The organism is Hydrogenophaga sp. (assembly GCF_025699295.1).
Classification (GTDB): domain Bacteria; phylum Pseudomonadota; class Gammaproteobacteria; order Burkholderiales; family Burkholderiaceae_C; genus Hydrogenophaga.
Genome location: NZ_JAILWB010000003.1, coordinates 206,399 through 230,201, shown reverse-complemented (window position 1 = coordinate 230,201; position 23,803 = coordinate 206,399). Strand labels below are relative to the sequence as shown.

The 23,803-nt window shown below is 68.6% G+C and carries 23 protein-coding genes; 14 read left to right on the top strand and 9 right to left on the bottom strand.

The features are described 5' to 3' along the window. Positions 1–347 precede the first annotated feature (347 nt). Both K5880_RS04205 and K5880_RS04200 read left to right on the top strand, forming a co-directional pair. The gene (locus tag K5880_RS04205; RefSeq protein WP_297649249.1) at positions 348–1,622 is read left to right on the top strand and encodes an ammonium transporter; all 1,275 of its coding nucleotides are present in this window, start codon (positions 348–350) and stop codon (positions 1,620–1,622) included. A 1-nt stretch (position 1,623) separates the two neighbouring features. Beyond that, a complete protein-coding gene (locus tag K5880_RS04200; RefSeq protein ID WP_297649102.1) occupies positions 1,624–1,935 on the top strand; it encodes a hypothetical protein in 312 nt (103 codons plus the stop codon). 42 nt (positions 1,936–1,977) lie between these two features. On the opposite strand, the gene K5880_RS04195 is transcribed toward K5880_RS04200, so the two are convergent. From K5880_RS04195 to K5880_RS04185, 3 genes are all read right to left on the bottom strand, one after another. Then, positions 1,978–3,636 (bottom strand): GMC family oxidoreductase N-terminal domain-containing protein, encoded by a 1,659-nt coding sequence (locus K5880_RS04195; protein WP_297649100.1) that lies wholly within the window; start codon positions 3,634–3,636, stop codon positions 1,978–1,980. Further along, a complete protein-coding gene (locus tag K5880_RS04190) occupies positions 3,633–3,926 on the bottom strand; it encodes a DUF2007 domain-containing protein (protein WP_297649098.1) in 294 nt (97 codons plus the stop codon). Before K5880_RS04190 ends, K5880_RS04195 begins: the two co-directional genes overlap by 4 nt. Before the next feature lie 118 nt (positions 3,927–4,044). Continuing rightward, positions 4,045–5,556: a CoA-acylating methylmalonate-semialdehyde dehydrogenase gene (locus K5880_RS04185; RefSeq protein ID WP_297649095.1), complete on the bottom strand. Its 1,512-nt coding sequence runs from the start codon at positions 5,554–5,556 to the stop codon at positions 4,045–4,047. A gap of 90 nt (positions 5,557–5,646) precedes the next feature. On the opposite strand from K5880_RS04185, the gene K5880_RS04180 reads away from it, so the two are divergent. The 7 genes from K5880_RS04180 to K5880_RS04150 all read left to right on the top strand — a co-directional run bounded on the left by K5880_RS04180 (position 5,647) and on the right by K5880_RS04150 (position 13,313). Further along, on the top strand, positions 5,647–6,588 hold the full coding sequence (locus K5880_RS04180; RefSeq protein ID WP_297649093.1) for a LysR family transcriptional regulator: 942 nt from the start codon (positions 5,647–5,649) through the stop codon (positions 6,586–6,588). A gap of 324 nt (positions 6,589–6,912) precedes the next feature. Next, the gene (locus tag K5880_RS04175; RefSeq protein WP_297649090.1) at positions 6,913–7,974 is read left to right on the top strand and encodes a hypothetical protein; all 1,062 of its coding nucleotides are present in this window, start codon (positions 6,913–6,915) and stop codon (positions 7,972–7,974) included. A gap of 131 nt (positions 7,975–8,105) precedes the next feature. Then, positions 8,106–9,290: an AI-2E family transporter gene (locus tag K5880_RS04170; protein WP_366882479.1), complete on the top strand. Its 1,185-nt coding sequence runs from the start codon at positions 8,106–8,108 to the stop codon at positions 9,288–9,290. Positions 9,291–9,381: 91 nt separating this feature from the next. After that, complete coding sequence (locus tag K5880_RS04165; protein ID WP_297649087.1) at positions 9,382–9,774, top strand: hypothetical protein; 393 nt, start codon at positions 9,382–9,384, stop codon at positions 9,772–9,774. 100 nt (positions 9,775–9,874) lie between these two features. Then, positions 9,875–11,356, top strand: a complete 1,482-nt coding sequence (locus K5880_RS04160; protein ID WP_297649084.1) for a UbiA family prenyltransferase — start codon at positions 9,875–9,877, stop codon at positions 11,354–11,356. A gap of 36 nt (positions 11,357–11,392) precedes the next feature. After that, on the top strand, positions 11,393–11,758 hold the full coding sequence (locus K5880_RS04155) for an SMR family transporter (protein ID WP_297649082.1): 366 nt from the start codon (positions 11,393–11,395) through the stop codon (positions 11,756–11,758). Positions 11,759–11,771: 13 nt separating this feature from the next. Next, complete coding sequence (locus K5880_RS04150; RefSeq protein WP_297649080.1) at positions 11,772–13,313, top strand: glycosyltransferase family 39 protein; 1,542 nt, start codon at positions 11,772–11,774, stop codon at positions 13,311–13,313. On the opposite strand, the gene alr is transcribed toward K5880_RS04150, so the two are convergent. Further along, on the bottom strand, positions 13,314–14,423 hold the full coding sequence (gene alr, locus K5880_RS04145; RefSeq protein WP_297649077.1) for an alanine racemase: 1,110 nt from the start codon (positions 14,421–14,423) through the stop codon (positions 13,314–13,316). Between the two features lie 229 nt (positions 14,424–14,652). On the opposite strand from alr, the gene lplT reads away from it, so the two are divergent. After that, a complete protein-coding gene (gene lplT / locus K5880_RS04140; RefSeq protein WP_297649074.1) occupies positions 14,653–15,936 on the top strand; it encodes a lysophospholipid transporter LplT in 1,284 nt (427 codons plus the stop codon). 137 nt (positions 15,937–16,073) lie between these two features. Here the strand turns inward: lplT and K5880_RS04135 are convergent, their stop codons facing one another. Then, a complete protein-coding gene (locus K5880_RS04135; RefSeq protein WP_297649071.1) occupies positions 16,074–17,285 on the bottom strand; it encodes a hypothetical protein in 1,212 nt (403 codons plus the stop codon). A 169-nt stretch (positions 17,286–17,454) separates the two neighbouring features. Here K5880_RS04135 and K5880_RS04130 point away from each other — a divergent pair, with 169 nt between their 5' ends. Further along, entirely contained in the window at positions 17,455–17,940 is a 486-nt protein-coding gene (locus K5880_RS04130) for a glutathione peroxidase (RefSeq protein ID WP_297649068.1), read from the top strand. Here the strand turns inward: K5880_RS04130 and K5880_RS04125 are convergent. Beyond that, positions 17,870–19,063, bottom strand: coding sequence for an acyltransferase (locus K5880_RS04125; RefSeq protein WP_297649065.1), 1,194 nt, complete (start codon positions 19,061–19,063; stop codon positions 17,870–17,872). The two genes, K5880_RS04130 and K5880_RS04125, sit on opposite strands and share 71 nt — an antisense overlap. Before the next feature lie 228 nt (positions 19,064–19,291). On the opposite strand from K5880_RS04125, the gene K5880_RS04120 reads away from it, so the two are divergent. After that, positions 19,292–19,789: a hypothetical protein gene (locus tag K5880_RS04120; protein WP_297649063.1), complete on the top strand. Its 498-nt coding sequence runs from the start codon at positions 19,292–19,294 to the stop codon at positions 19,787–19,789. Here the strand turns inward: K5880_RS04120 and K5880_RS04115 are convergent. Continuing rightward, positions 19,755–20,456 carry a TetR/AcrR family transcriptional regulator gene (locus tag K5880_RS04115; RefSeq protein ID WP_297649061.1) on the bottom strand — a complete coding sequence of 234 codons (702 nt, stop codon included), beginning with the start codon at positions 20,454–20,456 and terminating at the stop codon, positions 19,755–19,757. The genes K5880_RS04120 and K5880_RS04115 overlap by 35 nt on opposite strands. A 77-nt stretch (positions 20,457–20,533) precedes the next feature. Here K5880_RS04115 and K5880_RS04110 point away from each other — a divergent pair, with 77 nt between their 5' ends. After that, a complete protein-coding gene (locus K5880_RS04110) occupies positions 20,534–21,592 on the top strand; it encodes a DUF2855 family protein (RefSeq protein WP_366882475.1) in 1,059 nt (352 codons plus the stop codon). Positions 21,593–21,836: 244 nt separating this feature from the next. Further along, complete coding sequence (locus K5880_RS04105; RefSeq protein ID WP_297649055.1) at positions 21,837–22,775, top strand: LytTR family DNA-binding domain-containing protein; 939 nt, start codon at positions 21,837–21,839, stop codon at positions 22,773–22,775. On the opposite strand, the gene K5880_RS04100 is transcribed toward K5880_RS04105, so the two are convergent. Together K5880_RS04100 and K5880_RS04095 are read right to left on the bottom strand one after the other, a co-directional pair. After that, the gene (locus K5880_RS04100; protein WP_297649052.1) at positions 22,723–23,457 is read right to left on the bottom strand and encodes an LrgB family protein; all 735 of its coding nucleotides are present in this window, start codon (positions 23,455–23,457) and stop codon (positions 22,723–22,725) included. The two genes, K5880_RS04105 and K5880_RS04100, sit on opposite strands and share 53 nt — an antisense overlap. Then, positions 23,454–23,798 (bottom strand): CidA/LrgA family protein, encoded by a 345-nt coding sequence (locus tag K5880_RS04095; protein WP_297649049.1) that lies wholly within the window; start codon positions 23,796–23,798, stop codon positions 23,454–23,456. Before K5880_RS04095 ends, K5880_RS04100 begins: the two co-directional genes overlap by 4 nt. Between the last annotated feature and the right edge of the window lie 5 nt (positions 23,799–23,803).

Below are 23,803 nucleotides of genomic sequence, written 5' to 3'. Positions count from 1 at the left end.
CGGTTTGAACAATCTGGCATCTCTGGAGGACGCTGAAACGTGTGTTCTGCTTGGACTGGGTTGTCTCCTCGGTCCCCCGCGGTCACCAGCGCAGTGCGCTGTTGGCGAGTGCAAGCACTTTAGCGGCTCGCACCACAGATGTGCATCGGGGCTTTCCCTTGTGCGGGTCAACCCTTGGCACAGGATATGCGGAGGGCCGGGCGTCGTTGGAAACAGGTCAAAACATGCACCACACACGCGTCCCGCACCCCTTTCAACCCCCTGAACCCACCCGAAAGCTCCCTTATTCACCCGCCCTGATCGCCCTGTGGCTGGCGCCTCTGGCCGCCGCAGCGCAGACCGCGCCCATGCCCGAAGCCGCACCCGCGGTGGCGGCTCTTGCCGCACCCGGCCTGGTGGCGGCCAGCACGATCCAGGGCGCCGACACCGCCTGGCTCATGGTCAGCACCGCGCTGGTGCTGCTCATGACGCTGCCCGGCATCGCCCTGTTCTACGGCGGCATGGTGCGTCGGCTCAACGTGATCAATACCATGGCCAGCGTGGTCGGCATCGCCGCCGTGGTCAGTGTGCTGTGGTTCGCGCTGGGCTACTCGCTGGCGTTCACGCCCGGCAGTGGCTTCATCGGCGGTCTGCAGCGCCTGGGCTTCTCCGGCATGGAATACCTGGGCAGCACCGGGCAGGTGGCGGTGAGCCACATCGCGCCGCACCTGCCCGAGTCGGTGTTCGCGATGTTCCAGCTCACCTTTGCCATCATCACCTGTGCGCTGGTGGTGGGCGCGCTGGTCGAACGCATGCACTTTGGCGCGCTGCTGCTGTTTGCCGGCCTGTGGCTGCTGCTGGTGTATGCACCGATCGCGCACTGGGTGTGGGAGCCGGGCGGCTGGCTGGCGCAGCTCGGCGCGCTGGACTTCGCCGGCGGCGCGGTGGTGCACATCAACGCCGGCGCGGCCGCGCTGGTCTGTGCCTATGCGCTGGGCCCGCGTTCGGGCTACGGCCAAGAACCCTTCGTGCCCTTCAACCTCGGCCTGACCATGGCGGGCACCGGCCTGCTGTGGGTGGGCTGGTTCGGCTTCAACGCCGGCTCGGCACTCACCGCCGACGGCCGCGCCGGCCTGGCGCTGCTGGTGACGCACATCGCGGCGGCGGCGGGCGCGCTGTCGTGGATGGGCGCGGAGTGGCTGGCGCGCAAGCGCGCCTCGCTGCTGGGCCTGTGTTCGGGCGTGGTCGCGGGCCTGGTGGCCATCACGCCGGCAGCGGGCTTCGTCACGCCACGCGGCGCGCTGCTCATCGGCCTGGTGGCGGGCGTGGCCTGCTACTGGGGTGCCACCGCGCTCAAGCGCAGGCTGCGCGCCGACGACTCACTCGACGTGTTCGGTGTGCACGGTGTGGGCGGCATCGTGGGCGCGCTGCTCACCGGCGCACTGGCCGACCCGGCGATCTCCGGCGTGCAGTCCAGCATGCTGGCGCAGCTGATCGCCTGTGTGGCGGTGCTGGGCTACAGCCTGGTGATGACGGCCGTGGTGCTGTGGATCACCTCGCGCTTTGCCACCTTGCGCGTGCGCGAGGGCGTGGAGCGCGTGGGGCTGGACACGGCACTCCACAACGAGCAACTGGGCCACTGAGATGAGCACCAGCGGCGACGCTTTCGCCATTGCGGCGCACCTGCACGTGCTGCTGCGCCGCAAGACCGGCCGCGTGACCGACACGGAGTGGATGGCGACGAATGCCGACTACGCGCGTGAAATCGTGCGGCACGCGCGTGAAAAGGCGGCGATCGACGGCCATGTGGAACTGCTGCAATGGGCCGACAAGCTGGAAGCCGCCATCGTGGGCATGGGCACAGTCCCGCGCAGGACCATGCTGGAAGTGGCAGCGCAAGTGCTGCGAGACGCACCGCCACTCGAAGAGCACCGCTACATCGGCCGCCTGAGATAAGCCGGCCCGGGCCACCGGCTCCCCTGCGGGGAGGACTCCGCGTCAACGGCGCTGGGCGGTTTCCTGCACGATCCACTTCGCTGCCTTCTCCGCGATCATCAGCGTCGGGCTGTTGGTGTTGCCGCTGGTGATGGTGGGCATCACGCCCGCGTCCACCACGCGCAGGCCAGCCACGCCGCGCACGCGCAGCTGGCTGTCCACCACCGCCATGGCGTCTTCGGCGCGGCCCATCTTCGTGGTGCCGACCGGATGGAAGATGGTGCTGGCGATGTCGCCGGCCAGGCGCGCGAGCTCCTCGTCGCTCTGGTACTGCGTGCCGGGCTTGAATTCCTCGGGCTGGTACTTCGCCAGCGCCGGTTGGGCGACGATGCGCCGCGTCACGCGCAGGCTGTCGGCGGCCACCTGCCGGTCCTCGGGCGTGCTGAGGTAGTTGGGCGCGATCGCGGGTGCGTCGTCGGCGTTCGCCGAGGTGATGCGCACATGGCCGCGGCTGCCGGGGTTGAGGTTGCACACGCTCGCGGTGAAGGCCGGGAAGCTGTGCAGCGGTTCGCCGAACGCGTCCAGGCTGAGCGGCTGCACGTGGTACTCGAGGTTGGGGTGGGGCTGGCTCGCATCACTGCGGGTGAAGGCACCGAGCTGGCTGGGCGCCATGCTCATGGGGCCGCTGCGGCGCAGCGCGTATTCCAGGCCGATCCTGCCCTTGCCCCAGAGCGAGCTCGCCAGCACGTTGAGCGTGGTGGCGCCCTGCACCTTGAACACCGCGCGGATCTGCAGGTGGTCCTGCAGGTTCTCGCCAACACCCGGCAGCTCATGCCACACATCGATACCGTGTTGCCGCAGCAGGCCCGCAGGACCGATGCCCGAGCGTTGCAGGAGCGCGGGCGAACCGATGCTGCCGGCGCTGAGCACCACCTCCTGCGTGGCGCGCACCGTCACACGCTGGCCGTTGCGCCGCAGCTCGGCGCCGGTGCAGCGCAGCGCGCCGTCCGCGCCGCGCTCCAGCACCAGTCTGTCGGTGGTGGTCTGCGTCCACACCGTGAGGTTGCGCCGCTGCTGCACCGGCCGCAGGAAGGCCTTGGACGCGTTCCAGCGCCAGCCGGCCTTCTGGTTCACTTCGAAATAGCCCACGCCCTCGTTGTCGCCGGTGTTGAAGTCAGCGGTGGCCGGCACGCCGGCCTGCTGAGCGGCTTGCGCAAACGCGTCGAGGATGTCCCAGCGCAGGCGCTGCTTCTCGATGCGCCATTCACCGCCGTGGCCATGCAGTTGCGCGAACGCCGGGTCCTGCGCGGCGTCGAGCCGGTGGTGATCCTCGTGCGCCTTGAAGTCGGGCAGCGCGTTGTCCCAGCGCCAGGCGTCGTCACCGGTGAGCGCGGCCCAGTGGTCGTAGTCGCGCGCCTGGCCCCGCATGTAGATCATGCCGTTGATGCTGGAGCAACCGCCCAGTGTCTTGCCGCGCGGGTAGCGCAGCCGCCGGCCGTTGAGGCCGGGGTCGGGCTCGGTCTGGTAGAGCCAGTCGGTGCGCGGGTTACCGATGCAGTACAGGTAGCCCACGGGAATGTGGATCCAGTGGTAGTCGTCCTTGCGGCCGGCTTCGATGAGCAGCACGCGCGTCGCCGGGTCGGCGCTCAGCCGGTTCGCGAGCAGACAGCCCGCGGTGCCGGCGCCGATGACGATGAAGTCGAAGGTGGTGGTGTCGTTCATGTCTCTTCTTCTTGGGGATCGGTGTCGTCCAGGCTGAAGTCACCCCGCTGAAAGGCCGCCACAACCGCCTCGGCCTCGGCGAAGCGGCCCGCGGGGACCAGCACGCGCACGGGGATCGCACCCGCGAGCAGCGTGTGCGTCTGCACCAGGTGCGCATCGGCCACCGCGGCCGGCACGCCGCCGGCCTGCAGGCAGCCGCGCAGCAGAAAGGCCTCGGTGGGGCTGAAGAACGTCACAAGCGTTCTCCAGTCCCCCAATTCAGGGTCGTAGTCCGAATTGCCGTCGGTCATGGTCCGCCTCCCGTGCGTCAACCCACCCAGCCAGGGCAGCCGAGGATCCGGCTCCGCCGGTCCTCAGGCTGCGTCCCCCCACCGGGGGGAAGCGCCGCAGGCGCGCAGGGGGGCATTTCTACCTCGCCGTGGGCATCACGAACTCGGCACCTTTGCCGATGCTCTCCGGCCAGCGCTGCATGATGGATTTCTGCTTGGTGTAGAAGCGCACGCCCTCTTCGCCGTAGGCGTGCATGTCGCCGAACAGGCTCTTCTTCCAGCCACCGAAGCCGTGCCAGGCCATGGGCACCGGAATCGGCACGTTGATGCCGACCATGCCGACCTGGATGCGCCGCGCGAACTCGCGCGCCACGTTGCCGTCGCGCGTGAAGCAACTCACACCGTTGCCGAACTCGTGCTCGTTGATGATCTGCACCGCCTTCGCGAAGTCGGGCACGCGCACGCAACTGAGCACCGGGCCGAAGATTTCTTCCTTGTAGATCTTCATGTCGGTCGTCACGTGGTCGAACAGCGTGCCGCCCATCCAGAAGCCCTTGCCGCAGCCTTCGCCCGTTTGCGAAGCGTCAAAGCCGCGCCCGTCCACCAGCAGCTTCGCGCCTTCCTTCGCGCCGGCCTCGATGTAGCCGGTGATGCGCGCGTGCGCGGCCGCCGTGACGATGGGGCCCATCTCGGCGGCGAGATTCGTGCCGTTGAGCACCTTGAGCGTCTTCGTGCGTTCGATCAACTTCGGCATGATGCGCTCGGCCACATCGCCCACCAGCACCGCCACGCTGATGGCCATGCAGCGTTCACCAGCCGAGCCGTATGCCGAGCCGATCAGCGCGTCCACCGCCTGGTCCAGGTCGGCGTCGGGCATCACCACCATGTGGTTCTTGGCGCCGCCCAGGGCCTGCACGCGCTTGCCGTGGTGGGCACCGGTCTCGTAGATGTAGTTCGCGATCGGCGTGGAGCCCACGAAGCTGATGGCCTTCACGTCCGGGTGCACCAGCAGCGCGTCCACCGCCTCCTTGTCGCCCTGCACCACGTTGAACACGCCATCGGGCAGGCCGGCCTGCTTCAGCAACTCGCCCATGAACAACGAAGGTGAAGGGTCAATCGGGCTGGGCTTGAGGACGAAGCAGTTGCCGGCGGCGATCGCCACCGGGAACATCCACATGGGCACCATCACGGGGAAGTTGAACGGCGTGATGCCCGCCACCACGCCCAGCGGCTGGCGCAGGGTCCAGTTGTCCATGCCGGTCGACACCTGGTCGGTGAAGTCGCCCTTGAGCAGTTGCGCAATGCCGCAGGCGAATTCGATGATGTCGATGCCGCGCGAGACCTCGCCCTGCGCGTCGGTGAACACCTTGCCGTGCTCGGCCGTGATCATGCGGGCCAGGTCGTCCTTGTGCTGGTTCACCAGTTCGAGGAACCTGAACATCACCCGCGCGCGGCGGATCGGCGGCGTGTCGGCCCAGGCGGGAAAGGCGGCCTGGGCAGCGGCCACGGCGGTGGCCACGTCGGCCGCGCTGGCCAGCGCGACCTTGCCGCTCACGGCGCCGGTGGCGGGGTTGAAGACGTCCTGACGGCGAGTAGACGCGCCAGGCGCCGCCGCGCCATTGATGAAGTGATCGATATTTGCAATGCTCATGGTCTGACTCCGTAATTTCGGACAGTGTGGAAGGAAAGAGTGCAAAAATCCAATGAAATCGGCGAAGGCAGACTATAAGCACAGCAAATAATGAAACGCCCCAGCACCCCTATCCAGAACCGCCCCTCACTGCCGACAGTGGACCCGCAGACCCTGCGCGCCTTTGCCGCCGTGGCACGCGAGGGCAACGTCTCGCGCGCCGCGCAGCGGCTGCACCTGAGCCAGCCCGCCGTGAGCCTGCAGCTCAAGGCACTGGCCGAGTCGACCGGCCTGCAACTCTTCACCCGCACGCCGCAAGGCATGGCGCTCACGCGCGACGGCATGTCCTTGCTGCCGCTGGCCGACAAGGCACTGGCCGCCCTGGCCGACTTCGGCCAGGCCGCCGCCGGCCTGCACACCACCGTGCGCGGGCTGTTGCGCATCGGCACGATTCTCGACCCCGAGTTCACGCGCCTGGGGGCCTTTCTGAAGCAACTGGTGGAGTCCAGTCCGCAGGTCGGCACGGAGTTGCGCCAGGGCATGAGCGGCGACGTGCTGGCGCAGCTCGACCAGGGCGATCTCGACGTGGGCTTCTTCCTCGATCTGCCGGAGGATCCCGCTGGCGCGGCCTACGCGCGGCGGCCTCTCACGCGCTTCACCTACCGCGTACTCGCGCCCGCCGGCTGGGGGCCGCAGGTGCGCGGCAAGGACTGGAAGGCTCTGGCCGCCCTGCCCTGGCTGGCCACCCCGCCGGCCAGTGCACACCATCGGCTGCAGCGCCGCGTGTTCGGCCCGGGTTCGCTCTCGGGGGTCGACCCGCACCGCGTCGCGCTGGTGGACCAGGAAGCATCCATGCTCGACCTGGTTCGCAGCGGTGTGGGCCTGTCGCTGGTGCGCGATGCGATCGCGATGCGCGAGGCCCAGGCGCGGGGCCTGGTGATCGCCGATCAGGTGGCGCTGGAATGCGAGTTGAGCTTCATCTGCCTGGCCGCGCGCGCGGGGGAACCTCCGATTGCTGCGGCGTGGGCGGCGCTTGAAGCGGTCTGGGGGTGAGGCCGGTGCGACCAGGCGTGCAGCCGTGTCCAGGTGGCCTGCTGCGCGTCGCTCCAGGGCCCGGCCGCCCGCGCCAGGGCGGTGGGTGGTTCGACGCGCATGACCTCGCCGTCGTAGCGCGCCAAGAGTGACCAGGCCCACGCGGCCATCGGTGTGGCCGTGGCAGACGATGCCGGTTCATCCATTCCCGCTCTTCAGGCTGATCACGAGGTCGGGTGAGGGTAGCCCGATGGCCGGGTTGCGCAGCCTTGTCGAGCGGTGTGGACAGGCGGCGGCGCGCCCCTACGATGGATACCTGTCGTTCATACCTTGCACACCATGGACATGTCCCGCTACATAAACACCTTGCAGGCCCTCCCCGCCAGCGAGCAGCAGACCTGGGTCACCGTCGCCGCGCTCGTGCTCGCGGTGGTCCTGCTGCTGCTGTGGCTCGAATGGCGCCACTTCCGGCGCCAGCACAAGGCGGGCAGCTGGCTCGCGCTGCGCATGGTGTCGCTGCTGGCCGCGCCGCTGGCCGTGCTGACGGTGCTGGGGCCGGCGCGCGCGGTTTCGGGCATGGAAAGTCTGGCTGTGTTCTACGGCCTGCTGCTCACTGCGGGGCCGCTGATCTGGTTCGGCAGCCACTTCGGCGTCGGCCGGCGCCTTTCACCGGCCTTGAGCAGCGGCGAGTGCCTGGCGCTGGCGCTGAGCGGGCTGCTGGTGTTCGGCCTGCCCGGCTTCGCGCTGTTCCAGGCGGCTGGCCCACTAGAGGCCGCCGCGCGCCACCACGAAGACAACCCGGGCACCCCCGGCACACCGGTGCCGCTGGCGCACGCGGTGCAGCCGCTGCAGCGCTTCAACATGCCCGTGGCCGGCGCGGTGTTCGCGCAGTCACTGATCGCCCCGCCAGGCCTGCGGCTCGAACGTGTGGACGAGCGCTCGGGCGAGCTGTGGCAGGACACGGCCGGGTACGACCACCCCGCCTTCTGCCGACAGGGCCACGACCTGCACCTGATGTGGACCGCGCGCGAACAGGCGCCCCGGCTGCGGTTGCACTGGGTTGGCGCCGACGGTCAGCGTCAGGTGGCCGAGCACCAACCGGCGCCCACCGAAGACAGCGCGCCCGAATTTGCGCTGGGCTTTCGCCCCGACGGCTTCGATGTCGCGGCGCCGGTGGCGCGCATCAGGGTGTTTTTCGCGCTGACCCGCGGGGCCGACGGGAAGCCGAACTACATCGCCCTCGGCAATGCGATGCAGGCAGGGGAGCGACTGCAGGACGAGTGCCTGATGCCGGGTTATCGGCGTGCGGCCTGGGAACGAGAGGGGCCTGCGCTCGCCGTGGCGCTGGTGTTTCGGCACCCTGGCGGCACGCCCAGGATGGCGGAGTTTTTCCGGTCGGGCCCCTGAGCGCGGGTTGCCCCCGGCGCCGCTGCGTGCGACTGCGCACAGACAGTGGGGGGTCGACCGACGGACGACCAGGCGCGACCGGCCTCGGGGCGGCGATACTGCGCTGGCCCATTCCTTTTCGCCTCGCACCCATGCAACCCACCCCAGCGCCGCCACCCGCCCCGACGTCCGTTGATGCCCACCCGATGGCGCCGCCCATGACCGCGGTGTCCGGCTCCTTCATGCTGCGCGTGCTGCTCGCGCTGGTGACAGTGGCTTTTGCCTGGATCCTGCTGCCGTTCTACGGCACGGTGCTCTGGGGTTCCATCATCGCGCTGCTGTTTTTCCCCCTGTACCGCTGGCTTCTGCCGCGCATGAAACAGCGCCGCAACTCGGCGGCGCTGGTCACCATCGGGGCGGCCCTGGTGGTGGTGGTGCTGCCGGCGGTGCTGGTGTTGGTGTCGCTCGCGAACGAGGCGGCGCAGCTCTACGAGCGCATCGAATCGGGTGAACTCAGGCCAGCGCAGAAGCTGCGCGAGATGTTCTACCTGCTGCCCGACTGGGTGGCTGACGTGCTCGACCGTGTGGGACTGGGCAACTTCGACCTGCTGCAGCGCAAGCTCGCCGAGGTGTTCCGGCAAGGCAGCCAGTTCATCGCCACCCAGACCCTGAATCTGGGCCAGGACGTGCTGGGCCTGGTGATCGGTCTGTTCATCACGCTGTACCTGGCGTTCTTCCTGGTGCGCGATGGCAGCGCCATCGTGCGCGCCGTGCGCGACGCCATCCCCCTGCCCCCCGACGACAAGCAGGAGCTGCTGGAGAAGTTCGGCACCGTGCTGCGCGCCACGGTCAAGGGCAACCTGGTGGTGGCGGTCGTGCAGGGCGCGCTCGGCGGGCTGGCGTTCTGGGTGCTGGGTGTCAATGCCGCCCTGCTGTGGGCGGTGCTCATGATGGTGTTGTCGCTGCTGCCCGCCGTGGGCGCGGGCCTGGTCTGGGGACCGGTGGCGATCTGGCTGTTTGCCACTGGCGCAATCTGGCAGGCGGTGGCCCTGACGGCGTACGGCGTGCTCGTGATTGGCCTGGTCGATAACCTGCTGCGCCCCCTGCTGGTGGGCAAGGACACCGGCATGCCCGACTACCTGATCATGATCACCACCGTGGGTGGCATTGCAGTGCTGGGCATCAACGGCTTCGTGATCGGCCCGATGATCGCGGCCATGTTCGTGGCGGTCTGGGGCATCCACACGGCCACGCGCGCACGGGCAGGGGCAAGCTCGGTGGCCGACACCCCTGTGAAAGGCGCGACGCGGACAGACGCGCACCACGAGACACCGTGAGCCACCCTATGCCGTCCGGCACGTCGCCAACCCTCTAAGGACCATCCATGCGCGACCATCCCATCGACAAGCTTCAGGCCGGAGAGCCGGCATGAAGCCCCTCATCTGGGGCATTTTTGCGCTGCTCGCCCTGTGCTGGACAGGCCTGGCCGCGGCGTCCGTGCAAGTCACCGAATGGCTGTTGACCATGATCGCCGCGGGCGAGGTCACGGACGTGGCCACCGCGGCCGGCCAATGGCCGGTGCCCGCGTGGCTGGCCCTGTGGATCGACCCCGCCTGGGTAAAAACAATGCAGGGCGCGTGGCTCGGCATGGTGCAGTGGCTCGGCCAGGCCCTGCCTTCCGCCGGCGCCCTGACGAGCTGGGTCACCCCGCTGATGTGGATCGTCTGGGCGGTGGGCATGCTGTGCCTGCTGGTGCCGGCGATCGCGCTGCACTGGCTGGCCGGGCGGCTGAAGACACCGGCCACCGTGGCGCGCGGCTGACGCACCGGGCGCACGCGAGCGGTGGACACTCTGCGTTCTGTCACAAGGGAAACCAGGGGGCGACCCTAGAATCCTTTCACAGCTTCACGAATCCACCCGCTTGACGCCCCCAGTTGCCACCGCCGCCTCCCTCCCCCCCGATGTCCGCCCGCTCTATGTGGACCTGGACGGAACGCTCACGCCCGGCGACACCCTGTACGAGTCGGCCCTGCTGTTCGTGCGGCGCAACCCGCTGAACCTGCTGCGCCTGCTTGGCTGGTTGCTGCACGGCAAAGCCGCCCTCAAGCAACGCCTGGCCAGCGCGGTGCGGCCCGATGCGGCGCGCCTGCCGTACCACGAACTTTTCCTGTCGTTCCTGCGCGACGAACACGCGCGCGGCCGCCCCCTGGTGCTGGCCAGCGCGGCCGATGCACGCATCGTGCGCGAGGTGGCAGAGCACCTGAACGTGTTCGACGACTGCCTGGGTACCAACGCGCAGGCCGACGGCATCAACCTCAGTCGTGCCAACAAGCGCGCGGCGATCAACGCGCACGCCCGCGCGCGGGGCCACGAAGCCTGGGCCTACGCCGGCAACAGCCGCGACGACCTCGAGGTCTGGAGCGGGGCCACCGAGGCGATCGCCGTCAATGCACCCGACAGTCTGGTGAGCGCGCTGCAGCGCACCCACCCGCAGGCGCGGGTGTTCGCGCGCGAACCGCTGCGGCTGGCCACGGTGCTGCGCGCGATCCGGCTCAGGCAGTGGTCGAAGAACGGCCTGCTGTTCGTGCCGCTATTGGCCGCGCACTCGCTCGACCCGAGGCTCTGGGGCATGGTGTTGCTGGCCTTCGTGGCGTTCGGCCTGTGCGCCTCGGCCACCTACCTCGTCAACGACCTGCTGGACCTGCCGAACGACCGCGTGCACCGCATCAAGCGCCACCGCCCGCTGGCGGCTGGCACCCTCGGCATTCCCGCGGCCATCGCGCTCAGCGCGGCCATGCTCGCGCTGGCCTTCGTACTGGCCTTCATGGCGTCCGCCGGTTTCGCCGCCGTGCTGCTGGCCTATACCGCGACCACGCTGGCGTATTCGCTGGCCCTCAAGCGCATGGCGTTGATCGACGTGCTGGTGCTTTCGGGTCTGTACACCCTGCGCCTCGGCGCGGGGGCGGTCGCCTCGGGCGTGGACCTGTCGAACTGGCTGCTGGCAATCTCGATCTTCCTGTTCCTGAGCCTGGCCCTGGTCAAGCGCTGCGCCGAACTCGAGGAACTGGACAACGAGGACCCGTCGCAGGCACCGGGGCGTGGCTACCATCCGCGCGACCTGGCTTCGCTGCGCACCATGGGCATGGCCAGCGGCTTCCTTGCGGTGATGGTGCTCACGCTCTACATCGACAGCCAGAACAGCCTGAAGCTCTACGCCGAACCCGACCTGCTCTGGTGCGCGGCGCCTGTGCTGCTGCTGTGGGTGATGCGCATCTGGCTCAAGACCGGGCGGCGCGAGTTGCAGGGCGAAGACCCGCTTCAGTTCGCGTTGAGGGACCCTTTCAGCTGGGGCACCCTGCTCGCCATGGCCGCCATTGGCCTGGTGGCCACCACAGGCATCTGAGCTGTTGAGCAACCTCCAACGAATGGAACGACCCCCATGCAATCGAAAACCATCGCCCTGGGCCTGGCCCTTTTCTGTGTGCTGCTGACCTCGGCGGCACAGCTCATCTTGAAGCGCGGCATGGGCGCGACCACCACCGTCGAAGTGGGCGGCACCTATCTGCGGGCGTTCTCCAGCCCGCAAGTCTGGCTGGGCCTGATGCTCTACGGCACGAGCGCCCTGCTGTGGCTGTGGGTGCTCTCGCGGCTGGACGTGAGCCTGGCCTACCCGCTCGTGAGCCTGGGCTTCGTGGTGACGCTGGCGATGGGCGTGCTCTGGCTGGGTGAGCCTTTCTCCTGGGTTCGTGTGGGCGGGTGCACGCTGATCGTGATCGGCGTCTCGCTGCTCGCCCTGGATGCCTGAGAGATGGCCTGGCGTGCGTGCGTCTGAATATTCAGCGCATGCCTCGCGCCAGATCTTCTGGGTCGCGTTTGCCGCGACCTTGCTGCTGAAAATCGTCATCGCGGCGGGCTTCCCCTTCACCGGCGACGAGGCCTTCTTCTACCAGTGGGGCGTGCTCCCGGCCTGGGGCTATTCGGACCACCCGCCCATGGTGGGCTGGCTGATCGCGCTGCTGCGCCAGATCAGCGACCATCCGCTGGTGCTGCGCAGCGCCACGCTGCTCGTCACCAGCCTCATCGCGCTCGGTGTGGTCGATCTGCTGCGCCGCTTTCTGCCAGAAGACCGCGAGGCCAGCGCATGGTTCGCGGGTGCCGTGTACCTGGCCATGCCGTGGTCGTGGATGTTCGTGCTGGTGACCACCGACACGCCGCTGGTCTTCTTCATGGCGCTGTCCGCCTGGTGTTACCTGCGCGCCGACACCAGCGAGCGGGGCACGGGCTGGTATGCGCTGGCCGGCCTGTTCCTGGGTCTGGCCTTCCTCTCCAAGTACTTCGCCGCCCTGCTCGGCTTCGCCTACGCCGCGCACTGCTTCGGCTGGCGCTGCGAGCGCAGGTGGGCGCCCTTCCTGATCTTCGTGCCGACCCTGCCCGCGATCACGCTCAACGTCGCCTTCAACGCCACGCATGGCTGGAGCAACGTGATGTTCAACGTCTTCAACCGCAACGAGGGGACGTCCTGGTCGTTCGAGACCTTCGGCTTGTACCTCGTGATGGTCCTGTACCTGCTCACGCCCTGGCTGCTGTGGCGCGGCGCGCGTGCGCGCGCAGTTCCCGGCACCTCCCCTGCCACGGCGCGCACGCTGGCGGTTCTGTGGCTGTTTCCGCTGGTCGTGTTCGCATTGCTGAGCACGCGCCGCATCATCGGTCTGCACTGGGTGCTGGGTTTCGTACCGCTGTTCGTTCTGTGGGTCGGCCTGCGACTGGACGCGCGGGCGCTGCGCAGTGCGCTGAACTGGACCATGGCGCTGTCGGTACCGCATCTGATGGTGGTCGCTGCCATCGTCTGGGCGCCGCCGTCATGGTGGCAGCCGGTCAGGACGAACGACCGCGCGGTCTTCCTGCATGAGACGCCAGCCATCGTCGCGGCGCTGCAGAAGGACCTGCCGACAGGCGCCACGCTGATGGGCCGAACCTACCACCCCGCAGCCATGCTGGCCTTCCACCACAAGCAGTACGTGCCGGTCTTCGGCGTGGGCAGGCACCATGCGCGGCAGGACGACCAGATCATCGACTTCCGTGTGTACGACGGCCGGCCGATCCGCATCTTCCTCTTCGACGAGCCCGACCCGGAAGAATTCGCGCCCTACTTCGGGCGCATCAGCGTGAAGCGCTTCGAAGTGGACGGCGTGGCCTTCTTCGCGGTCGATGGCGAGGGCTTCAGGTACCAGCCGTTCCGCGACACGGTGCTGACCGAGGTGGCGCGCGAGTTCCACGACATCCCGCGCTGGCTGCCGCTGCTGGGCAACCCGTTCTGTGAGCGGTATGGTTTTGCGGCGTGTTCGCCCGGGCGTTCCTGATCAGGCAGCGGCAAAAGGCACCCGCTGCGCCACCGCGCACATCAGCTCATAGCTGATCGTGCCCGCCGCGGAGGCCACCTCATCGATCGGCAGCACCGCGCCCGATGACGAACGCCCCCACAGCACAACCTCTGAGCCCATGCCCTCGGCATCGAGGCCCGTGAGGTCGACCGTGATCATGTCCATGCTCACCCGCCCCACCACACGTGTGCGCATACCCCCCACCAGTACGGGGGTTCCGGTGGATGCGTGGCGCGGGTAGCCGTCGGCGTACCCGCAAGCCACAACGCCGATGCGCATGGGTTTGTCCGCGGCGAAGGCCGAACCGTAGCCCACGGTGTCGCCGGCCTGCAGCGACTGCACGCCAATGATGCGGCTGGCCAGTGTCATGGCCGGTTGCAGGTCCCAGTCGGCAGCGCTTCTGGCAGGGAAGTCGGGCGCGCTGCCATAGAGCGCGATGCCTTCACGCACCCAGTCGGCCGCCAGGTTTTGCGCGCCGCGCAGTGCCGTGCGCGCGTGGCGCAGCAGGGCCGCGCTGTTGCACAGCGTGCGCTCGCCTGGCAGGTCCGCGGTGGCGGCCTCGAAGGTCGCCACCTGGTGCGCGATGCCGCGCACGCCATCGGCGTCGCTGAAGTGCGTCATGAGCGAGATCTCGTCCACCTGCGGCAGCACGTTGAGCCGCGCCCAGGCGCTGCGGAACGCGGCCGGTGTGAAACCCAGGCGGTTCATGCCGCTGTTGAGCTTGAGGAAAACGCGGTGCGGCACCTGCGTCTTGTGCGCGGCCAGCCAGTCGATCTGTTCATTGCAGTGAACCGTGTGCCACAGGTGCAGGCGCGAACACAGCTCCAGGTCGCGCGGCTCGAACACGCCTTCGAGCAGGTGGATCGGGCCGCGCCAGTCGAGGGCGCGCAGGCGCTCGGCTTCGGCCAGGTCGAGCAGGGCAAAGCCATCGGCGCTGCGCATGGCATCGAAGCAGCGTTCGATGCCATGGCCGTACGCATTGGCCTTGACCACCGCCCAGACGCGGGCGTCGGGCGCGCAGTCGCGCGCGCGCTGCAGGTTGTGGCGCAGGGCATCGGGGTGGACGGTGGCAAGAATCGAGCGGGGCATGTCGGGTCGGGCGTGCAACGTCTGAGCAAAGGGATCGTGCGGTAAGTCGCGGGCGAGGCCCGGCCGCCCTGTGGAGGCGGAAAACCCGGAGGGTTCAGCCCCTGGAATTTCAAGGGCGCGTGCTATAACCCCGCATCGTCTGGAGACCCGCCAACTGTCGCACAAAAAGGCCGGCGTACCCCCTTGGGCAGCCCCACGCTGACCCGCACCGGCCCACAAAATCATCGCCATGAAGCGCGGCTTCTACACCATCATGACGGCGCAGTTCTTCAGTTCGCTGGCGGACAATGCGCTGTTCGTCGCCGCGATCGAACTGCTGCGCACACGTGGCGCGCCGGAATGGCAAAGCGCCGCGCTGGTCCCCCTGTTCGCCCTGTTCTATGTCGTGCTCGCGCCCTTCGTGGGCGCGTTCGCCGACGCCCGGCCCAAAGGCCAGGTCATGTTCATCAGCAACGCCATCAAGGTGCTGGGCTGCCTGCTCATGCTCACCGGCGTGCACCCGCTGCTGGCCTATACCCTGGTGGGGTTGGGTGCCGCGGCCTACTCGCCGGCCAAGTACGGCATCCTCACCGAGTTGCTGCCGCCTTCCCAGCTGGTCAAGGCCAATGGCTGGATCGAAGGCCTGACCATCGCTTCGATCATCCTGGGCGTGCTGCTCGGCGGCCAGCTGGTGAGCCCCTGGATCTCGACCCACCTGCTGGCCATCGACATCCCCGGTTTCCACACTGGCATCCACCACCCGGCGCAGGCGGCCGTGGCCGCGCTGGTGGTGGTCTACGCGCTGGCGGCCTGGTTCAACACCCGCATCCCGCTCACCGGCGTGACGCCGCGACCGATGCCGAAGAACCCGCTGGCCCTGCTGCCCGACTTCTGGCGCTGCAACAGCCGCCTCTGGCGCGACCACCTGGGCCAGATCTCGCTGTCCACCACCACGCTGTTCTGGGGTGTTTCGGGCAACCTGCGCTACATCGTGCTGGCCTGGGCCGGCGCGGCACTGGGCTACGGCACCACGCAGGCCTCCTCGCTGGTGGGGGTGGTGGCGGTGGGCACCGCCGTCGGCGCGGTGGTGGCGTCCATGCGCATGCGGCTGGACCAGGCCACACGCGTGATGCCTCTGGGCATCGGCATGGGCGTGCTGGTGATCCTGATGAACTTCATCGACAACGTCTGGGTGGCCGCGCCCTTCCTGGTGCTGCTCGGCGGCCTGGGCGGCTTCCTGGTGGTACCGATGAACGCGCTGCTGCAGCACCGGGGCCACAACCTGATGGGCGCAGGCCGCTCCATCGCGGTGCAGAACTTCAACGAACAGGCCTGCATCCTGGGCCTGGGCGCGCTCTACAGCTTCTCCACCGGCATGGGCATGTCGGCCTTCGCCGCCATCACCGCCTTCGGCCTGCTGGTGGCGGGTTTCATGGGCCTGATTGCGCTGTGGCACCGCCACAACCAGCGCACCTACCCGAATGAGCTGGAACGGCTGCTGGAGATCGCGCGGCGCGACGACCTGCACGGCTGACACGGCGCAACGAGGATGCAACGCGCGAAGTGATGCAGATCCAGAAACACAGCGGAACCACCCTTCGACAAACTCAGGACGGGCCGCTGGTGTTGCCCCCTTGAAGGGGGTCGCGCGCAGCGCGGCGGGGGTGTTTCCTAAAAGCCGACGTTGGTCGGTGCGAACCCGTCCAGGCTGACCAGGCGGTGCTGCGCCAGCACCTTGTAGAGGTCGCCCTCGCCGACGGAGCGCGAGAGGTAGGCGTCGCTGCCAGCCAGGCCGGCCTTCATGCGGTCCATGCTGCCGGCGGTGGGCGCGAACATGATCACCACCGGCGCGCCCTTGGGGCCCTTGGTCTGCTTGGCCACGCGGCAGATGTGGTTGGCGTCGGGCTCGCCCTTTAGGCGGTCGATGACCACCAGCCGGTACGGGTGGGCCTTGAGCATCACCAGGGACTGCGCCGCTTCGCGCGACCAGTCCACAGCCAGGCCGTACTTCTTGAAGCGCTTGAGCAGGATGCGCCCTTCCACCAGGCTTTCCGCCACCAGCAGCATGTCGCCGCGCGCCACCTCGGGCACGGCGGTCTTGTCCGCACTGAGCCGGGAGCGGGGTGCGCGCGTGGAACGCGGTGCCGGGGGTGAGGGCAGGTCGTCCAGCCCGCCGAAATCGGTCATGCGCATCACGCCGGCCGGCTGCGCCGGGGCAGCGGCCGGGGCCCGGCGTGCTGGTGTGGCAGCGGGTGCCGACAGGGGCGTGGCAAGGGATTCCCCCCGTTCCATGGGGCGCGTGGCCGGGAATTCGGTGTCGGCCGAGCGGCGGCGACGGCTGCCGCGCACGGCGGGGGCCAGGGCAGGCGCGTCCTCAGGCGGTTGGGTGGCGGAGAAGCTGCGGTCGGCCCCGGCGCCGGATGCCACTGCAGGCGGGTGCTCGGGCGGCATCTGCTGTCCGCTCGCGAGCTTCATGCTCGCCTCCAGTCCCTGCAGCTGCGACGACTGGTAAGGCTCGGCGGGGCTGAAACCCGACGCGGCACCATTGCCCCCGCGGCGCCGGGGCGGTGGGCGCCGGGCGCCCACGATTTCGTCGAGCGCCGCCAGCATGGCCACCAGCTTGACCGGCTTGCGGTGCAGGGGCCAGCCGGTGCCGCCATCCGAGCTGCCGACCAGCAACACCCGCCCCGGCAGCTCGGCATCGCGCACCAGCAGCACGGCCTGCACGTTGTCGGCGTTGACGACCAGGATCTGCGCATCCATCACCTCGTCCTGCACCAGGTAGCCGGGCGGACGCCGCGACGCGAGCCGGAAGAACGACTCGAACGTGGACGACTCTGCCTGCGAGAACCCCACCAGCGCCATCGTGTATGCAGCCACCATCTCCGACCCCGGAATTGTTATTGAATGTTGCAGGCCAGTATGCCCGCATTGGCCGCCGGTTTGGAAGACGTCCGACCAGGGAAGGCAGGCCACTGGCGCGGCTTTTGTCGCACACGAGGCGGGCATCGCACAATCGGGCACCGTGCAGCAACCACCTGTGGAGCCTCCCATGTCCAGCATTTACGACTTCGAAGCCCTGTCCATTGACAACCAGCCCGTGCCGCTGAGCCAGTACAAAGGCAAGCCCCTGCTGATCGTCAATACGGCCAGCGCCTGCGGCTTCACGCCGCAGTTCGGTGGTCTGGAAAAGCTGCACCAGGCCTACAGCGCGCGCGGCCTGGTGGTGCTGGGGTTTCCGTGCAACCAGTTCGGCAGCCAGGACCCGGGCAGCAACGACGAGATCGCCAGCTTCTGCCAGCTCAACTACGGCGTGAGCTTTCCCATGATGGGCAAGATCGACGTCAATGGCGACGCCGCGCACCCGCTCTACCAGTGGCTCACGGCCGAGGCCCCCGGCCTGCTGGGCAGCAAGGCCATCAAGTGGAACTTCACCAAGTTCCTCGTCGGCAGGGACGGCCGCGTGATCAGGCGCTACGCGCCGCAGGACGCTCCTGAGAAGCTGGCGTCGGACATCGAGGCCGCGCTCGCGGCCTGAGGCCGAACAGGGGTCGCAGCCAGGTCACCCTCCGCACCAGCCCGTCGGTGACGAGCCAGCAGCCGAGCACCGTGCCCAGCAGCAGCAACACCGGCTCCACCACCGCGCCAAGCGCCAGCGGCGCCAGCAGCACCGCCAGCGCGATGATGACCGTCTGGTGCAGCACGTACCAGGGGTAGACCGACTCGTTGGCCCATGCCAGCCAGGGCCAGGGGCGGTTGAGCAGATGGTGGGCCCAGCCGAGCACGGCCACCAGGCTCGTCCACAGATAGGCGTCGGCCGCGAGCCGCGCCGACATGCGCCAGAGCGGTTCGCTGCCCGCCGCCATGGTGCGCAGACCCACGTGCAGGGCAAACATGCCCACGGCCAGCGCCAGCGCGATCCAGCGCAGCCGGCGCAACGCTGCCCAGACACCTGCGTCCACTCCCAGCCAGTGGCCGTAGAGAAACAGCGTGAAGTACACGGCGTGCAACCAGGCGTCGTGGATCAGGTCGTGCGTGGGCGGGAAGCGTGGCCACAGCGTGAGCGAATACAGCGCCAGGGGCAGCGCCGGCAGCACCAGCAGGGCGGCACCGCGCAGTCGCGTGAACGCCAGCCGCAGCCGCTGGCCCGGCGCGGATTCCAGCGCTGGCGAGAGCATCGCCAGCACCACGGTGTACGCCCAAAGATAGGGCAGGTACCAGAGGTGGTTCCAGGTGACGCCGAAATCCGAGCCGTCGAAGGCACCGCGCGGCCACGGCCCGCCGCTGTAGTAGCGCGCGAGGAATGCGCCCAGCCCCGGCCCGATGGCGCCCTGGTCCAGCGCCTGCACATACGCCTGGTAAGGCACCACCACGGCCATGCCGAACGCCAGTGGCAGCAGCAGGCGCAGGCTGCGCGCGGCGATCAGCCGCGCCGGCGAGAGGCCACGCCGCAGGAAACCGAAGGCGATGCCGGACACCAGGAACACCAGGTCCATGCGCCAGAGATTCACGGTCCGCATCGGCCATTGCAGCCACTCGGCGGCGTGCGGGCTTTTGATGTGCCAGTGCCAGTCGGCCACGTAGTACATGCCCACGTGGTAGACGATGACCAGGGCAAACGCGAGGGCGCGCAAGGCGTCGATGTCGTGTCGGCGGTTCATGAATGGGCTCCAACAGGCTGAAACGCGCCGATTCTTGGACCGGGCGATGGCCTCACGGGCCGGTTTGGGACGGTTCGCGGGCCCGCTGTGATGAATGGTGGGCGGCGGGGACGGCTCCGGGTGGCATCGGCAGCAGCCGCCCTGCATCCTCGGGTCCTGCGCGACTGTCCCTGGGCTACGATTTGCCGTCTTCGGCCAGATGCCGGCGTTTCACTTCCGAGGCACCACATGACCATTCCTTCATCCGGCCCCGAACTCTCCAATCTCTTTCGAAAACTGGGCGCCAGGAATGCCGAAGCGTGGGCGCGCTCGCAGGTCACCGAAGGCATCCCTCAACTGCACCGCTTCCTGTTTCTTCGGGCGTGCTGGCGCATGGTGGTTGGCGACGACGAGGTGGGATGGATTGACCATCACATTGCCGCGGCGAAGGACGACCCCGGGGGCGTGTTTGCGGGCATGGGCGCAGCCCTTGATCGAGCGGTCGCAGCAGGCGTGAGCAAGGAAGACCTGTCGCAGATCGCGAGAGGCATGCAGGTCGAGCTTCTTTTGGGGCTCTGTTACATGCTGGAAGACAACGGACTGGAGGAGCCCGAGTTGCAGGGCATGGGCTGGGGCTTGTTTCAAACCAGCGATGACGGTGCGGCCCTGGCTCCCATCCAGGGCCTTCACGAGTCGGTGCTTGAAACGGATCCTACCGGTCGCGAGATGCGGCCGGGGTCCGCGTAGGGGCTGCGCAGAGGTGCGTGGCCAGGCGCGCCATCACCATCGCTTCCATCTCGCCGACCCACTCGTCGCCCCCCGCTTCGGGCTGCACCAGCAGCCGGTAGCGGCGGGCGCCCCACACAGCACTCAACAGCGCATGAACCGTGGCGCTCGAGGGCTGCGGTTGCAGGTCCGTGCAGGCCGCGAAGGCCCGTTCCCACCGGTCGCAGAGTTCGCTGTAGACGCGGCGGTGGTGCCTGGGCTCGGCCACGCGGTGCTCGAGCATCAGCATCTCATGGTCGACCGCTGGCAGGCCATCGAGCCGAGTGTCGCAGGTGATGCGCACGAGGCGTTGCACGCGTGCGGGCCAGACCAGGTCCGACGGTGCGATGACCTGCTCGTCGAGCCGGATCAGCAGCGCATCAACGCAATGCCGCACATACCCCGAGAGCAGCGCCTCCTTGTTGGGAAAGTAGTCGTACAGCGTGCCGACCGCAATGCCGGTTTCCAGCGCCACGGCGCGCGTGGTCACGCCCTCCCAGCCGTGATCGGTCCAAATCCGAACAAAGGCGTCGTAGATCGCCTGCACGGTGAACTTGCTGCGCGCCTGGGTGGGGCGTTTCAGCGGCTTGGAGCGGGGCGCATCGGGCATCGGCGGGTTTTCCGAACCCACCTGGAGGCGGGTCGCCATACAGTTGTCGAATGAACAGCACATTCACTTTAACCCGACTTGAAACGCGGAAAGACGCCCTCGGCACCACCCGTGTCGTGACCACGCAGGACAACGGCGCGCTGCAGTCCGGCGAGGTGTTGATGAAGATCGACCGCTTCGCGCTCACCACCAACAACATCACCTATGCCGCCTTCGGCGACGCGCAGATGAAGTACTGGTCGTTCTTTCCGACCGGCGATGCCGACTGGGGCCACATGCCGGTGTGGGGCTTTGCGGACGTGGTGGCCTCGACGGTTGCGGGGGTCGAGGTCGGTGAACGCTTCTACGGCTACTTTCCGATCGCAAGCCATTTCCGCATGCTGCCTGTGCGCGTGACGCCCCGCGGTTTCTACGATGGTGCGCCGCACCGCGCCGAGCTGGTGTCCGCGTACAACCAGTACATGCGCTGCAGCAACGACGCGGGCTACTCTGCGGCGCTGGAGGACTATCAGATGCTGGTCCGCCCGCTCTTCATCACCTCGTTCATGCTCGCCGACTTTCTGGAGGACAACCGCTTCTTCGGTGCGAAACAGGTCCTGGTGTCGAGCGCGTCGAGCAAGACCGCCTCTGGCACCGCCTTCTGCCTCGATGCGCGTGACGGTCTCGCGCTGATCGGCGCGACCTCGGCGGGCAACCGCGCCTACGTCGAGGGCCTGGGCTGCTACGACCGCGTGGTGGACTATGCGGAGGTGACCGCACTGCCGGCCGATGTGCCGACGCTGTATGTCGACTTCGCGGGCAACGACGCATTGCGCGCCAACGTGCACCACCACTTCGGAGACGCGCTGGTGTACGACTGCTACGCCGGGTCGGCGCAGAACACCGCCTTCCTGAACCAGACCGGGCTGCCCGGCCCCGAGCCGACGCTCTACTTCGCACCCGTGCAGATCCGCAAGCGCAATGCCGACTGGGGCCCGCAGGAGGTGAACCGCCGCTTCAACAAGGCGCAAGGACAGTTCATCGCCCAGCTGGCCCAGCCCGGCAACCGCTGGATGGCGCTCGCACACGGCGATGGTTTTGTGCATGCGCAGGCGGTGATTGCGGACCTGCATGCGGGCAGGGTCGATCCGCGATCGGCGCACGTGGTGCGGCTCGCGGACCGACCGGGCGCGTGAGCGGCTGCGTACCCGGCCACTGAACCCCGACGCCTCACCGCCATCAATCCCCGCTGCCTCTCCAGCGCCGCCACAGGGCTCGGCCCCCGTGTTCCAACCGATCGAGCCATGAGGCCAGCCTGCGGGAGCGCGCGGTCAGCAGAGCCAGTCCGAAGGCCACATAGCCTGCGGTGCGCCACACGCTGCCGTTCGGACTTTCGCGGCGCCGGCTTTGGAACGCTGCGCCCCACGTAGACTGGCGGTCATGACGCCTTCTTCCGACTGGTTTGCTCGATACCTCGCGGTTCGCCGCCGGTTCGAGGTCGGGTTCTGGTGCGTGGTGCTCACCCTGCAGGCCACGTTCAACAGCGTGGTGACCTGGATGGACCTGGACCGGGTGGCTGCGCAGCAGCCGCAGCTGTGGCAGCCGGTGTTGTGGGAGGTGACGAGTGCGCTCGTCATCGGTGCACTGATCCCGGCCATCGTGGCGTTCGAGCGGCGCTTTCCGGTTCGCTGGGACACCTTGCGCGCGGCGCTGCCCATGCACCTCGTCGCCAGCCTGGTGTTCTGCGTGCTGCACGTGGGGGGCATGTGGTGGCTGCGCCGGGCGGGCTATGCCCTGCTGAATGAACGCTACGACTTCGGCCCCTGGCCGCTGCAGCTCGCCTACGAATACCTGAAAGATGTGCGCAGCTACGCCATGATCGTGGTGGCGCTGATGAGTTACCGCTTCCTGATGCTGCGGCTCACCGGCGAGGCCCGGGTGCTCGACGCCCCCGAACCCGCCCCTGGGGCCGAAGCCGCCCCACAGCCCGAACCCCGGCCCACCCGCTTCCTGGTGCGCAAGCTGCGCCGCGAGTTCCTCGTGATGGCTTCCGACATCGCCTGGGTGCAGGCCCAGGGCAACTACGTGGGGCTGCGGGTGAACGGGCACGACTACCTGCTGCGCGCCACGCTCACCGACTTCCTCCAGCAGCTTGACCCCGAGCGCTTCGTGCGTGTGCACCGCAGCCACGCGGTGAACCTCGATCATGTGGCCGAGATCGAGCCCCTGGACAGCGGCGACGCCCGCCTGCACCTGCGCGACGGTGCCGCCGTGCCCTGCAGCCGGCGCTACCGCGAGGCGATGGGTCAGCGCGCAGGGGGTGCGGCTACACCCAGCGCAGCAGCAGCCCCGCCAGCAGCGGCAGCACCACGGCGCTGAACAGCGCCGTCAAGCCCATGGCCAGCCCGGCGAAGGCGCCCATTTCCTCGCTCACCTGGAACGCGCGCGCGGTACCGATGCCGTGCGCTGCGTTGCCCAGCGCGAAGCCACGCACGATCGGGTCGCGGATGCGCAGGGCGTCGAACAGGAAGCGCGCGCACACCGCGCCGGTGACGCCCGTGCCCACCACCAGCACGGCGGTGAGCGAGGGCAGGCCGCCGATCTTCTCCGAGATGCCCATGGCCACCGGGCTGGTGACCGACTTGGGCGCGAGCGAGGCCAGCGTGGCGCGCGACGCGCCCAGCGCCCAGCCCACGCCCACGGCGGTGACGGTGGCCGTGAGCGTGCCCACGACCAGGGCGCCCAGCATGGGCAGCCACAGCCGCTTGAGCCGTGCTAGCTGCTCGAACAGCGGCACCGACAGCGCCACCGTGGCCGGCCCGAGCAGGAAGTGCACGAACTGCGCGCCTTCGAAATACGTGGCGTAGGGCGTGCCCGTGGCCCACAGCAGCGCGGCCAGGACCGCCACCGCCACGGCCACCGGGTTGGCCAGCGGGTTGAAGCCGCAGCGCTGGTAGAACAGAAAGGCCCCGTGGTAGACCAGCAGCGTGAGCGTCAGGCCCAGCAGCGGCGTGGCCGCGAGGTAGACCCAGATGTCGGCCAGCGCACCCACGGGACTCATTGCCTGCTCCGCTTCATGAGCCAGCTCATGGTCAGGGCCGCACTGGCCAGGCCCACCAGCGTGCTCAGCACCAGCGCCACGCCGATGGCCAGCGCCTCGTCGCCCAGGCGCTGCAGGTGCAGCATCACCCCCACGCCGGCCGGCACGAACAGCAGCGAGAGGTGCTGCAACAGGGTCTGCGCGGTGGGCTTGATGCCGTCGAGCACCGAGGGGCGCAGCACCAGCGTGAGCAGCAGCAAGGCCAGGCCCACCACCGGACCGGGCACCGGCATGGCCAGCGCCAGCACGAGCGCCTCACCGAGCAGTTGAAAGACGAGCAATGTGGCGAGCGCGGGGATCATGCGCG